Genomic DNA, 13,360 nt, shown 5'->3' on the forward strand with positions numbered 1-13,360 from the left:
TAATGATAGTAACCATGTAGTAAAATTATGCATAAAAGGTCATGAATGGTTATCATTCATGACCTTTTTTATCTTTTATAACAGTTTTGAGGTATTATGGCAAAAGCAAAATCAGTATTCTTCTGTCAAAATTGTGGAGCAGAATCTTCTAAGTGGATGGGACGTTGTCCACAATGTGGTGAGTGGAATACATTAGTTGAAGAGATAATTAAAGAAACTAAACATAGCCGCACACCTTCACGAGGTGTGGGAAATCAAACAACAAAACCAACAGCTTTACCAGATATTGAAATTTCATCTATCGCTCGTGTATCTACTACCTTTGGTGAAATCGATCGCGTATTAGGTGGTGGGATTGTTCCTGGGGCTCTTATGCTCTTAGGTGGTGATCCTGGTATAGGTAAGTCTACACTACTTCTTCAAGTATCCCAAAAGGTGGCCGATACGGTAGGTACTGTACTATATGCATCTGGAGAAGAATCTCAATTACAGCTTAAGCTTCGGGCAGAACGACTTCATATCAATAGTGAACGACTACAAGTTATTGCTGATACAGATTTAGATCATATACTTGAACAAGCTGATGCAATGACTCCATCCTTACTTGTCATTGATTCTATTCAAACTATGTATACTGGTGATATCGATGCTGCCCCAGGCAGTGTTAGTCAAGTTCGAGAATGTACATCTCGACTTCTTCGCTTTTGTAAAGAACGCAATATTCCGACGGTTATAATTGGTCATGTCACAAAAGAAGGCAATATCGCAGGCCCACGTATGTTAGAACATATGGTGGATGTAGTGCTTTATTTTGAAGGCGAACGGTCTTACCAATTCCGTATTTTGCGCTCTATTAAGAATCGTTTTGGCTCTACATCTGAAACAGGTATCTTTGCCATGGTTGAGGAAGGGTTACAAGAGTTATCTAATCCATCAGCTTCCTTATTGGCAGAACGATCTGATGAGGAAAGCGGCAGCGCCGTTATGATTTATCTTGAAGGGGTTAGGCCTATCCTTGTAGAGGTACAAAGCCTTGTTGTTACGACTGCTTTTGGTATGCCTAGAAGGACGGCAATCGGTTATGACCTTAATCGTTTAATAGTACTTTTGGCAGTATTAGAAAAACGTTGTGGTTTTACATTAGGTAATAAGGACGTGTACGTTAACGTTATTGGTGGTCTCAAGGTAAATGAACCCGCTTGTGACTTGTCTATGGCCGTTGCGATCGTATCTAATTTAAAAAATCGCATTGTTCCTACGGATATGGTCATTTTAGGTGAAGTAGGACTTACTGGTAATGTTCGTAGCATTCCACGCATCGAGCAGCGTATCAATGAAGCGAAGAAATTAGGCTTTAAAAAGTTTATTATCCCTGAAGGCAATTATAAGCAGATCAAGGATAATGATAGTTCTATCAAGATTAGAGGCGTTAAATCTATTCAAGAAGCAATGCAGTTGGTATTTTCTTAATTAGGAGGTGATGTGATGATTTATCGGATTTTGCGCTATGTAATAGCCATTCTTGTGGGCACAGCGGCCTATGTTGGAATGGATAGCTTAGCACCTATTATCGACCCATATTTGGTTTCTCAATTTGAGTCTTTTGGGGATATGTCATTGACTATTGCACGTATTTCAGTATTAATTTTTGGTACTTTATTAGGCGTTATTATTGGGTATTTAATTTCTTCATTTATTTTAAAGCAAGGCTTAGTCATTGCTAAACGTTTAGAACGCATTCTTACTCATATTCCAAATCAAGAATTGATTGCAGGCACCATCGGTTTATTATTCGGTCTTATTATTGCAAATTTAATTGGTGTTGCATTCCATCAAGTACCTATTATAGGACCTTATATTCCTATTATATTGAGTGCTATCTTTGGATATAGTGGCCTTAAAATTATGGCTCGTAAAGGCCCTGAAATATACTATAACTATGTACAACAATGGGGTGGAGAAGGTACTAAAAAAACAAGTCGTTTTAAAATGTTCTCTACTCATAAATCTGATAAAACTACGAGCACACCAAAACTACTAGATACATCTGTTATTATTGATGGACGTATTAAGGAACTATGTAATACAGGATTTATTGAAGGTCCTCTAATGGTTCCCCTTTTTGTATTGAATGAGTTACAAATTATTTCTGACTCTGCTGATGCTACAAAGCGAAATCGCGGTCGTCGTGGCCTCGATATTTTGAAAGAGATGCAAGATGCTAACAAGGTAGCCATTGAAGTGGTAGAAGATGATTATGATGATCTTACAGAAGTAGATTCTAAATTAATGCGTCTTGCTTTGGATAAGCAGTGGAAGTTGATGACTAATGACTTCAACTTAAATAAGGTGGCTCGAGTGCAAGGCATTGAGGTGCTTAATCTGAATGAATTAGCCAATGTACTGAAACCAGCCCTCATTGCAGGCGAATGGATTCGTGTGCAAATTATGAAAGAAGGCAAGGAAATACACCAAGGTGTTGCTTATCTCGATGATGGTACCATGATTGTTGTTGAAGATGGTAAACCTTATGTGGGTCAAACCGTAGAGGTTATGGTTACATCCATATTACAAACTAGTGCAGGTCGCATGATCTTTGCTCGTGTAGATGGAGGACAAAATGGACAAGGTAATTAGTTGTATTGTTCTCGCCGCTGGTGCAGGGCGTCGCATGGGATACAAAGAAAATAAGATATTTATTCCTTTGGGACGATTCTCTATCATTCAGCGTACATTGCAAAATGTAGCAAATGTTGAAGGTTTGAAAGAGATTATTCTTGTTGTAGCCGAAGGCGAACAAGAATATATGACAAAACATATTCAAGAGTTGGATTTGACTGTTCCCATTCATATAGTGCTGGGTGGAAAAGAGCGTCAAGACTCTGTAGCATGTGGTTTACAGGCTGTATCAGAGGATACCAATATTGTCCTTGTTCATGATGGAGCGCGACCATTAGCCTCTACAGAAATGTTTAATAATGTTGCTGACTCGGCTAATACCTATGGTGCTGCTACGGTAGGTGTTCCGGCTACAGATACCATTAAACGAGTTGATACAGACCATAATGTTCTAGAAACATTACAGCGTAGTGAACTATACCAAATTCAAACACCACAAGGCTTTCAAAAAGAGTTATTTGTAGAGGCTCATCAAGCGGCATATGAAACTAAGTATCTTGGTACTGATGATGTATCACTAGCTGAGTATGTAGGTAAGCCTGTGCATATAGTTAAAGGGGATTATTGTAATATTAAAGTGACAACACCAAATGATATTGCAGTAGCTAAACGATATTTAGGAATTGAGGATACACGTATGCGCGTTGGATTTGGTTATGATATTCATCAATTAAAAGCAGGTCGCCCATGTATTCTTGGCGGTGTTCATATCGAATCTGAACTCGGCCCTGATGGTCATTCCGATGCGGATGTTCTCATTCATGCATTGATGGATGCTATGTTAGGTGCTGCAGGTTTGCGCGATATTGGATATTATTTCCCGCCTGAAGATGACCAGTATAAAGGGATTTCTAGCATGCTTTTACTAGAAAAGGTTAATTCCTTATTGAAAGAACGTGGGTTACAAGCCTATAATATAGATATTATGGTTATTTCAGAGACACCTAAGTTAAAGCCACACATCGACACGATGAAGGCTAACTTACAATCTGTTTTAGAAATACCATTAGAACGTATTAGTATTAAAGCGACAACAAATGAAATGCTAGGTGCCATTGGGCGCCGCGAAGGCATTGCTGCACAAGCTGTCGTTTCTGTATATGAAGGAGAGGTATAATCATGAGTTCCATGAAAGTTCGTTTTGCTCCAAGCCCTACGGGTCCATTCCACATTGGCGGCGCTCGTTCTGCTTTGTTTAACTGGCTATTAGCACGTAAAGAAAAAGGCACATTTGTATTGCGTATTGAAGATACAGATTTGGCTCGTTCTACCCGTGAAAGTGAAGAAAATATCAAAGCTTCTTTACAATGGCTTGGCATGAACTGGGATGAAGGCATTGATGTAGGAGGCGATAATGGTCCTTACCGTCAAACAGAACGTCTTGACTTATATAAAGAAGTAACACAACGTTTGTTGGACGAAGGCAAAGCATATGAATGCTATTGCACACCTGAAGAATTAGATGCTGTTCGCCAAGAACAAATGGATCGTGGTGAAACACCTAAATATAATGGCCATTGCCAACACTTAGATGAAGAAACAAAGGCTAAATATATTGCAGAAGGTCGCAAACCAACCATTCGCTTACGCGTTCCTTTGAATAAAACATATGCTTTCGATGATATGGTACGTGGTCATGTATCCTTTGAATCTAATGGTGTAGGTGACTTTGTAATCGTAAAATCTGATGGTATTCCTGTATATAACTTTGCAGTTGTAATGGATGACCATATGATGGGTATTACTCACGTTATTCGTGCAGAAGAACATTTATCTAATACGCCACGTCAAATGGCTATTTATGAAGCTCTAGGCTGGGAAGTACCTAAGTTTGGTCACATTTCCTTGATTCTTGGCAAAGATTACAAAAAAATGTCCAAACGCCATGGTGCTACATCTGTTGAACAATACAAACAATTGGGCTATTTGCCAGAAGCACTTGTAAACTTCTTGGCACTTCTTGGTTGGGCTCCAGAAGGGGAAGAAGAATTCTTCACACAAGATGAATTGATTCAAGCCTTCTCTATGGATCGCGTAGCTAAAAACCCTGCTGTATTTGATATTGATAAATTGAATCATATCAACTTCCACTACATGAAAAACTTAAGCGATGAAGAGCTATTCCATCTTTGCTTGCCTCATTTGAAAGAGGTGGGTTTGGCTCCAGATAGCTTGAATCAGGCGGATATTGATTGGTTGACATTGTTATGCTCTACATTCCGCGACCATATTAGCTATGGTGCTCAAATTAAAGATCACGTAGGCATGTTTATGGGTGAAACTGTATTCCTTGAAGAAGGTCACGAAGAGGAATTGCGTGCTGTATTGAATGAAGAAACAGCTCCAACAGTTCTCGGCGCATTCCGCAGTGCATTGGCGGAACTTGATGAAATTACGCCTGACGTTGTAAAAGCAACAATTAAAGCAGTTATGAAAGAAACTGCTTTGAAGGGTAAATTCGTATTCATGCCAATCCGCGTTGCCTTAACAGGTCAAATGCATGGTCCAGATTTGAATAATATTGTTACATTGCTTGGCAAAGAAAAATGCTTACATCGTTTAGATAATGTCAGTGCTTTAACAAAATAGTAACGTAAGTTAATTTAAAAGCTCTCATAGCTATGGTTATGAGAGCTTTTTTTATGTATATTGAGATTATTCAATAGAAATGCTATAATAATCGGCGTCTTTTATTTTTATTTATTATGAAAGTGAGTGCTTTTATGAGTATTATTCGTTCTCTTAACCACTTATTCAATAGCTATCTTTCATGGATAGTGCTATTGATGGCAGTGTTAGCGTATTTATTACCAACTGTATTTTCTTGGATGACGCCGTACATTGCGTACATGCTACAATTTGTAATGTTTGCCATGGGGCTAACATTAACAGCTCAAGTGTTCCTTGATGTATTTAAGCAACCGATGAAAGTTATCCTCGTATCTGTTATCCAATTTTTATGGATGCCATTAGCAGGTTTCTTAGTAGCCTTAATCTTCAATTTCCCACCAGAAATTGGTATCGGATTCATCTTGTTAGGTGCATGTCCTGGTGGTACTGCTTCTAATGTTATGACATTCCTTGCAAATGGTAATGTTCCATTATCTGTATCTGCAACGACTGTTTCTACATTATTGGCTCCAGTATTAACACCTTTATTCGTTGTATTGTATGCAGGTGCCACATCTTCTATTGAAATTCAATTCATGCCGATGTTTATTTCTATCGTAAAAATCGTATTGGTACCAATCATCTTAGGTATCGTATTGAATTACTTCATTGGCTCTAAGATTGAACCTGTTAAATCTGTATGTCCTACAATTGCGGCTATTGCAGTATTGTTAATCTTGGCTGCTGTTACTGCAGTGAATCAAAAACAAATTGCTGAAACTGGCTTCATCATTTTCGTAGCGTGCTTAGTACAAAATGTGAGTGGTTATGTAGTAACGTACTTTGTATGTAAAGCGTTGAGCATCGATGTTTCTTCTCGTCGTGCAATGCAAATCGAAGTAGCAATGCAAAATTCTGCATTATCCGTATCTTTAGCACTTAAACATTTTACTCCTCAAGCGGCAGTAGCAGGTGCAGTATTCTCTATCATTCATAACTTTACAGGATCTATCTTTGCAGGTATTTGCCGAAAACATGATGATCAAGAAAAATTGGAAAATGCTTAATAGTTAATTCATCATCCTCATCTTTCAAATTTATATCCGAAATATGCATGTCTAATATATTATTTGGATATATTGAAAGATGAGGGTTTTCTTGTTTTTATTGACATTTTATAGGATAATTGATACAATATCTATATATCTGAATATGGATTTAATAGTAAAAGCTGAGACTGAAAGAAGTACTCTACAACTAACTTTTTAGCGAGAACCGATGGTGGGAGGGTTCAAGGATAGGTAGACGAAATGCATTCACGAGCTGACATTCCGATTATAGGTAGGTTTGTCCGGTGACGCGCCGTTATGCGATGAGTGGGTACTACATTGGTACCTAACAGAGTGGAACCGCGGACCATCGTCTCTGTATGAGATGAGGGGTCTTTTTTATTTTACGAAGATGGAGGCATCGGTAACGATGAGAGAAATTACAGTTTATAATACTATGACGCGCCAAAAAGAGGTGTTCAACCCTGTAACACCAGGTGAGGCAAAGATGTACGTATGTGGTGTTACACCATATAACCATCCTCACATTGGCAATGCACGTCCATTTGTAACTTGGGACGTAATTCGTCGCTATATGAAACATGTAGGCTATAAAGTAACTTATGTACAAAACTTTACTGATGTGGATGACAAAATCATCAATACATCCAATGGTGAAGGCGTATCTTGGGATACTATTGCAAATCGTTATATCGACAGCTATTTCGAAGTAATGGATGCCCTTGGTGTACAACGTGCTGATATTTATCCACGTGTTTCTACACATATCGAAGATATTATTGCTATGATCTCTACATTGATTGAAAAAGGCTATGCCTATGAACTCGATGGTGATGTATATTATAGCGTTGATAAATTTGAACAATATGGCGAGTTATCTGGTCGTACCTTAGATGATATGGAAGCTGGTGCACGTATCGAAGTTGATGGTCGTAAGAAAAATCCTATGGACTTTGCATTATGGAAAGCTGCAAAACCAGGCGAACCATATTGGGAAAGCCCTTGGGGTAATGGCCGTCCAGGTTGGCATATTGAATGTTCTGCCATGAGCCAAAAGTACTTAGGTACAGAATTTGACTTCCATGGTGGTGGTAGTGATTTGATCTTCCCACATCATGAAAATGAAATTGCTCAATCTGAAGGCTGCTCTGGTCAACATCCATCTGTACGCTATTGGTTACACAATGGTTTCATCACTATTAATTCTGAAAAAATGTCTAAATCATTGAATAACTTCTTCTTGGTAAAAGATATTTTAGAACAATATAGTCCAGATGCGTTACGTTACTTCTTATTAAGTACACATTATCGTAGTCCATTAGATTTCTCTGATGAACGCTTAGAAGAAGCAAATAAATCCTTAGAACGTTTAAGTACTGCTATTGAAAATCTATTGTACCTTGAAAAATGTGAACCAGGTCCTTGTGATGAGGCTCAACATTTATTAGAAAAAGCTAAAGAGTATGAAGAAGAATTCGAAGCAGCAATGAGTGATGATTTCAATACTGCTTTAGCTACATCTAGCATGTTTGGTCTTGCTAAAGAAATCAATATCTATTACCAAGCTGTGACAGGCCGTGAAGGCGTTGTTTGCCAAGAAGCAATTGCTGAAGTTAAACGTATTTTCAAGTTCATGACAGAGGTTATTGGTATTCTTGAAAAAGCATGGGAAGGCAACACAGGTGCCAATGCTGCTGAATATGAAGAATTAATGCAGGTTATCTTGTCTGTACGTCAAGCATGTCGTGATCAAAAACAATGGGCACTAGCTGATTGTATCCGCGATCGTTTGGCTGAAATCGGTATTACTATTGAGGATTCTCCTCAAGGTGCACGGTGGAAAAAACGTGAAGTTTAAACAATTTCAATTCTTAAAGAATGAAGCAATAAAAAAGTTGACGGCTCTTGAACAAGAGCCGCTTCGTTTGCGTAAAAGAACTACAGAGGAATGCCTTAGTACAGATGCAGTCATGCTTGCCTATATTGGTGATGCAGTATACTCCATGTATGTGCGTGAACGAGTGGTACAAATGAATATAACGAAGGTGCAAGTGTTGCACACAATTGTTACTGAGTTTATTTGTGCTAAGTCACAAGCGAAGGTATTGGTAGAAATAGAGGATACTTTTACAGAACAAGAACAAGCTATTGCACGACGTGCTAGAAATAGTAATGTAAATGTACCGAAAAGCAGTTCAGTTCAAGAATATCGTAGTAGTACGGCCTTTGAAGCAGTACTGGGGTTTCTTTATGAAACGCGTCAAGATGAGCGATTACAAGATGTTATGAAGCAAGCCTTTTCAATAACTCTACGAGGTATGTAGTATGGATAATTATATTGTAGGTCGCAATGCAGTTAAAGAGGCCCTTAGAAGCGGACGCTCTATTCAACGCATTATGGTCAGTGAAGATAAGGTTAAAACTGGTCTAGCTGATATTGTTGGTCTTGCTAAATCTCAAGGTATTGAAGTACGTCCAACGCCTATCAAACAAATGAATAAATATGATTTAGAGGTACCACATCAAGGTGTTATAGCTCTTGTTTCTGCCGTTCAATTTAAAGAACTAGGTGAAGTGCTACAGGAGACGAATCATGAAGTGCCTTTGCTTATTTTAACAGATGGCGTTGAGGACCCTCATAATATGGGGGCTATCATTCGTACTGCTGAATGTGTGGGTGCTACAGCGGTACTTATTCCGAAGCGACATAATGCCCCTATTAATGCGACAGTTGCTAAAACATCAGCCGGTGCTATTGAACAAATTCCACTAGTGCAGGTTGGAAATGTAGCTCAAACCATTAAACAACTTCAAAAACAAGGATTTTGGGTTATGGGCGCTCATATGGAAGGGGATCGCACTTTATATGAGGCAGATATGACAATTCCTACTGTTATCGTCATTGGTAACGAAGGAAAGGGCATTAGCCGCGTTGTGAAAGACGCATGTGATTTCCTCGTTACTATTCCTATGTATGGAAATTTAAATTCTTTGAATGCATCTGTGGCTGCTGCTGTTCTTATGTATGAAGCTGTGCGTCAGCGCCAAGCGAAATAATTATGCTAAAAGATATTTTAATTGTAGATGGATATAATGTGATATTCGCCTGGACTCATCTAAAGAAACTCGCTCATGAATCATTAGAACATGCCCGTATGGAGCTTCGAGATAGATTGTTGAATTACGGAAAATTCAAGGGATACGAAGTTATCCTTGTATTTGATGGTAAATATACAAAATCTGGCGGTTCTGTAGAGGCTATTACGAGTGGATTCCTCGAAGTGTATACTGAGGACGGGGAAACGGCGGATTCCTTTATTGAGCGAGAGGTGTTTTTGCGAAAAGGTAAATACACCAATGTATATGTTGTGACCTCTGATGGAGCTGAACAAAATCAAATTCTTGGATCTGGAGGCTTGCGCATTCCAGCTCGAGAATTACAAAATATGATTCGCATAGCTAAGGAAGAGGAACGACTACAATACGCTCATGAACATAGACGAGATCAATTTAGCTTGCGACGTAATGAAGTAGGAGGGTTATTATCTCCTGAAGTAGCTGAAAAGCTAGAGAAATTACGGCGTGGCCATTGATAGTTGAAAATCACATATAGTTCCAGTATAATGAATATATTGGTTTTTCTGCTCAATTGTAAGGAGGAGCATATGAACACAATTCATACAGGCAAGCCCGATTACAATTTCAAAGAAATGACCGATGAGCAAGTTGTGGTCATAGCTCAAGAAGAGCAAAATGAGTTTGCAATCGATTATATTGTTAATAAATATAAAAACTTTGTTCGTGCAAAGGCGCGCTCTTACTTTTTAGTAGGCGCAGATCGTGAAGACATCATTCAAGAAGGGATGATTGGTCTTTATAAGGCTACGCGGGATTTTAAACATGATAAATTGGCGTCCTTTAGAGCTTTTGCGGAGCTTTGTATAACTAGACAGATTATTACGGCTATTAAGTCGGCTACTAGACAAAAACATGCGCCTTTAAATTCCTATGTATCTTTAAATAAACCAGTTTATACAGAGGAATCAGAGCGTACATTGATCGAGATGCTATCTTCAGCAAAGGTTACCAATCCTGAGGACCTTATTATCAGCCAAGAGGAATTGGATGATATTGAGCGCAATATTGGTCATATTTTAAGTGAACTCGAGTGGGAGGTCTTGGAAGGATATCTAGACGGACGTTCTTACCAAGAAATGGCTGAGGTCACTGATCGCAGTGTCAAATCTATAGACAATGCGTTGCAAAGGGTTAAACGTAAATTAGAGAAGTATTTAGAACATCGGGTTTTGGATTCTCCAAGAACCACACAGGAAGGATGACAGTCGTGACAAATTTCTTAATGATTGTAGAACTTATTGTATCTATTTTATTAATCGTAGTAGTTGTTGCACAAGAGAGTAAAAACGCAGGCATGGGCGGTGCTGTATCTGGTGCGGCAGACTCTTCTTTTGGTGGTAAGCAACGCGGTTTAGACGCTTTCTTATCTAAATGTACGATTATATTGGGGATTATCTTTGCTGTGTTGAGCTTAGTGTTAGGGGCAATGATTAATCAATTCTAATGATGAAAGCCTGCTTTGCAGGCTTTTTCTTTTTATCAAATGAGGAGGTGAAAATTTGAAGAAGAAAGTATTAGACTTTTATAAATCTATACAACCACATGCATATCATATTGAAGATGCTGCCATGGATAACCACATCCGTGGTGGTAAAGATCTTGAGATGTTTATTCGTTCTGCAAAAATGCTTGCTCGAGAAGGGGTATTAATATCTTCACGACCTGATGTATATCAATATGCAGAGCAACAATATGAAGAATATGAAGGTATTTATAAGGGCTATCGTAAGTCTTTTGGCTTTGTCATTATGCCTGAAGATGAAGATATATATGTAGCAGAACAAAATAAAGGTACTGCCATGCATAATGACAAGGTTCGTGTTCGCGTCGTACCTTCTAATTATACAAAGCATAAACGAGAAGGCATTATCGTTGATGTTATTGAACGAGCTAATGAAACTATAGTGGGTACTTATGACCGACAACAACACTTTGGCTTTGTTATCCCTGATGATGAGCGAATTGGGACTGATATCTTTGTAGATTTAAAAAATACATTAGATGCTCGTAGTGGCGCAAAGGTATTAGTGAAAATTACTAAATGGCCCGAAGGTGATAAAAAGCCAGAAGGTGTTATTACTGAAATTCTTGGTTATAAGGGCGATGTGGGTCTTGATATTAACTGTATCATGGCTAATCATAAGATTCCATTTAATTTCCCTGATGATGTTATCAAAGCGAGCCAGAAAATTGATACCCTTATTCATGAAGACCCTGCCGGTTGGGATCTTCGTGACTTACAAATGGTCACTATCGATGGGGAAGATGCAAAAGATTTAGACGATGCTGTGAGTGGCCGAAAATTACCAAATGGTAATTATGAGTTAGGTGTACATATTGCAGATGTGAGTCATTATGTAGTATCCGGACAGGCTATTGATAATGAGGCCTATAAACGCGGTACATCTGTGTATTTAGTAGATCGTGTAGTACCGATGTTACCTGAGGTCCTATCTAACGGCATTTGTAGTTTAAATGCTCATGAAGACCGTTATGCTATGACGTGTATGATGGAAATAGATAAAGATGGTAAGGTTGTAAATTATCGTATTCGTCCATCTATTATCCATGTAGGACGTCGTTGTAGCTATAAAGAGGTCTATAAAGCATTAGAGGAAAATATTATTCCTGACGATTTAGTAGATTTTATACCTATGCTTCGCGATTTAGCAGAGATTTCAAAGATTTTAAATCGAATGCGTCGTCGTAGAGGTGCTTTAGATTTTGATTTTCCTGAATATAAAGTATTACTCGATCATGATGGTACACCGTTACGTATTGTAAAACGAGATCGTACCATGGCAGAACGACTTATCGAAGAATGTATGCTCATTGCCAATGAAACAGTGGCGACACACTTAAAGAATACGCATCGTACATCGGTATATCGTATTCACGAGAACCCAAGTGAAGAAAAGTTAGATTTATTCCAAAAGGTATTAAATTACTTGGGGCAAAATCTCGTCCTTAGTGCTGATGGTGTAACACCAAGAGATTTCCAAAAAATCTTAGATGTAGTAAAGGGCCAAGATATTGAGCAAGTAGCTCAAATTATGACATTGCGTTCTATGCAACAAGCTAAATATAGTATTAACAATGTGGGACACTTTGGCTTAGCATCTACATGTTATACGCATTTTACATCTCCTATTAGACGATATCCAGACTTAATGGTTCATCGCCTTTTAAAAGCGGATATGCATTGGAAAAATGGTTATTCTAAACGGGATGTAGACGAAGCATTCTTAGCTGGAGCTGTTGAACATTCTTCTATACAGGAGCAAGTAGCTACTGAGGCTGAACGAGATACAGTAGATCTTAAAAAGACTCAATACATGGTTCCATTTGTAGGGGAAGTCTTTGAAGGAACTATTTCTAGCATTACATCCTTTGGGATGTTTGTAGAATTAGAAAACGGTATCGATGGCCTTGTGCATATGAGCATGATGAATGATGATTACTATTTCTTTGATGAAGAACATTTTGTGCTTGTAGGCAAAAGAACAGGTAAAACCTATCACTTAGGTGAAAAGGTAACTGTTACCTTAGTAAAAGCCGATGTAGAAAAGAAACAGATCGACTTTGTACTTGGTGAAGTCAATAACCTAATGGCTATACAAGAACAATTGCAAAACGGTTCTGACTATGCAAGTAGTCGCGATGGCTATGGTAGTCGTAAAGGTCGTAAATCTTCAGGAAAATCCAGTAAAAAATCTTCGCGACGTGATAGTAATAAATCTAGTCATTCTAGGTACGATGCTTTCAGTAAAAAATCTAGTAAAGGCAAATCAAGTCGTAAGAAGTCTAATAAAACGACTAAGCGCAGTCAATCTAAGAAATCTAAAAGTAAACGTAAACGATAG

Annotated in this window: 12 protein-coding genes and 1 other annotated feature; all 12 genes read left to right on the forward strand. The window is 38.3% G+C overall.

The genetic code is table 11. The annotated features are described in order from the left end of the window. Positions 1 to 96: 96 nt before the first annotated feature. The 12 genes from radA to rnr all read left to right on the forward strand — a co-directional run bounded on the left by radA (position 97) and on the right by rnr (position 13,360). Complete coding sequence (gene radA, locus ACWTVK_RS01835; RefSeq protein ID WP_024065771.1) at positions 97 to 1,470, forward strand: DNA repair protein RadA; 1,374 nt, start codon at positions 97 to 99, stop codon at positions 1,468 to 1,470. 15 nt (positions 1,471 to 1,485) lie between these two features. Further along, the gene (locus ACWTVK_RS01840; protein ID WP_308522111.1) at positions 1,486 to 2,637 is read left to right on the forward strand and encodes a PIN/TRAM domain-containing protein; all 1,152 of its coding nucleotides are present in this window, start codon (positions 1,486 to 1,488) and stop codon (positions 2,635 to 2,637) included. After that, positions 2,621 to 3,796 carry a 2-C-methyl-D-erythritol 4-phosphate cytidylyltransferase gene (gene ispD / locus ACWTVK_RS01845; protein ID WP_456045760.1) on the forward strand — a complete coding sequence of 392 codons (1,176 nt, stop codon included), beginning with the start codon at positions 2,621 to 2,623 and terminating at the stop codon, positions 3,794 to 3,796. Before ACWTVK_RS01840 ends, ispD begins: the two co-directional genes overlap by 17 nt. Positions 3,797 to 3,798: 2 nt before the next feature. Continuing rightward, complete coding sequence (gene gltX, locus ACWTVK_RS01850; protein ID WP_456045761.1) at positions 3,799 to 5,268, forward strand: glutamate--tRNA ligase; 1,470 nt, start codon at positions 3,799 to 3,801, stop codon at positions 5,266 to 5,268. 134 nt (positions 5,269 to 5,402) lie between these two features. Next, positions 5,403 to 6,356, forward strand: a complete 954-nt coding sequence (locus ACWTVK_RS01855) for a bile acid:sodium symporter family protein (protein ID WP_227282943.1) — start codon at positions 5,403 to 5,405, stop codon at positions 6,354 to 6,356. 157 nt (positions 6,357 to 6,513) lie between these two features. Beyond that, positions 6,514 to 6,719 (forward strand) — a binding site (T-box leader). A 49-nt stretch (positions 6,720 to 6,768) separates the two neighbouring features. Next, positions 6,769 to 8,217, forward strand: coding sequence for a cysteine--tRNA ligase (cysS, locus tag ACWTVK_RS01860; RefSeq protein ID WP_456045762.1), 1,449 nt, complete (start codon positions 6,769 to 6,771; stop codon positions 8,215 to 8,217). Further along, on the forward strand, positions 8,207 to 8,683 hold the full coding sequence (locus tag ACWTVK_RS01865) for a Mini-ribonuclease 3 (RefSeq protein ID WP_308522107.1): 477 nt from the start codon (positions 8,207 to 8,209) through the stop codon (positions 8,681 to 8,683). Before cysS ends, ACWTVK_RS01865 begins: the two co-directional genes overlap by 11 nt. Before the next feature lies 1 nt (position 8,684). Further along, positions 8,685 to 9,416 (forward strand): 23S rRNA (guanosine(2251)-2'-O)-methyltransferase RlmB, encoded by a 732-nt coding sequence (rlmB, locus tag ACWTVK_RS01870; protein ID WP_060924287.1) that lies wholly within the window; start codon positions 8,685 to 8,687, stop codon positions 9,414 to 9,416. Positions 9,417 to 9,418: 2 nt separating this feature from the next. Beyond that, positions 9,419 to 9,952: an NYN domain-containing protein gene (locus ACWTVK_RS01875; protein WP_004697429.1), complete on the forward strand. Its 534-nt coding sequence runs from the start codon at positions 9,419 to 9,421 to the stop codon at positions 9,950 to 9,952. 72 nt (positions 9,953 to 10,024) lie between these two features. Next, on the forward strand, positions 10,025 to 10,699 hold the full coding sequence (gene sigH / locus ACWTVK_RS01880; RefSeq protein WP_105085683.1) for an RNA polymerase sporulation sigma factor SigH: 675 nt from the start codon (positions 10,025 to 10,027) through the stop codon (positions 10,697 to 10,699). Positions 10,700 to 10,704: 5 nt separating this feature from the next. Beyond that, on the forward strand, positions 10,705 to 10,941 hold the full coding sequence (secG, locus tag ACWTVK_RS01885) for a preprotein translocase subunit SecG (protein WP_105086005.1): 237 nt from the start codon (positions 10,705 to 10,707) through the stop codon (positions 10,939 to 10,941). A 55-nt stretch (positions 10,942 to 10,996) separates the two neighbouring features. Beyond that, on the forward strand, positions 10,997 to 13,360 hold the full coding sequence (rnr, locus tag ACWTVK_RS01890) for a ribonuclease R (RefSeq protein WP_456045763.1): 2,364 nt from the start codon (positions 10,997 to 10,999) through the stop codon (positions 13,358 to 13,360).

The organism is Veillonella sp. Ser01 (genome assembly GCF_053850375.1).

Excerpts from the sequence above, each read along its gene's own strand:
- radA (WP_024065771.1), top strand. The coding sequence starts at position 97 with ATGGCAAAAGCAAAATCAGTATTCTTCTGTCAAAATTGTGGAGCAGAA.
- ACWTVK_RS01840 (WP_308522111.1), top strand. The coding sequence starts at position 1,486 with ATGATTTATCGGATTTTGCGCTATGTAATAGCCATTCTTGTGGGCACA.
- ispD (WP_456045760.1), top strand. The coding sequence starts at position 2,621 with ATGGACAAGGTAATTAGTTGTATTGTTCTCGCCGCTGGTGCAGGGCGT.
- gltX (WP_456045761.1), top strand. The coding sequence starts at position 3,799 with ATGAGTTCCATGAAAGTTCGTTTTGCTCCAAGCCCTACGGGTCCATTC.
- ACWTVK_RS01855 (WP_227282943.1), top strand. The coding sequence starts at position 5,403 with ATGAGTATTATTCGTTCTCTTAACCACTTATTCAATAGCTATCTTTCA.
- cysS (WP_456045762.1), top strand. The coding sequence starts at position 6,769 with ATGAGAGAAATTACAGTTTATAATACTATGACGCGCCAAAAAGAGGTG.
- rlmB (WP_060924287.1), top strand. The coding sequence starts at position 8,685 with ATGGATAATTATATTGTAGGTCGCAATGCAGTTAAAGAGGCCCTTAGA.
- ACWTVK_RS01875 (WP_004697429.1), top strand. The coding sequence starts at position 9,419 with ATGCTAAAAGATATTTTAATTGTAGATGGATATAATGTGATATTCGCC.
- sigH (WP_105085683.1), top strand. The coding sequence starts at position 10,025 with ATGAACACAATTCATACAGGCAAGCCCGATTACAATTTCAAAGAAATG.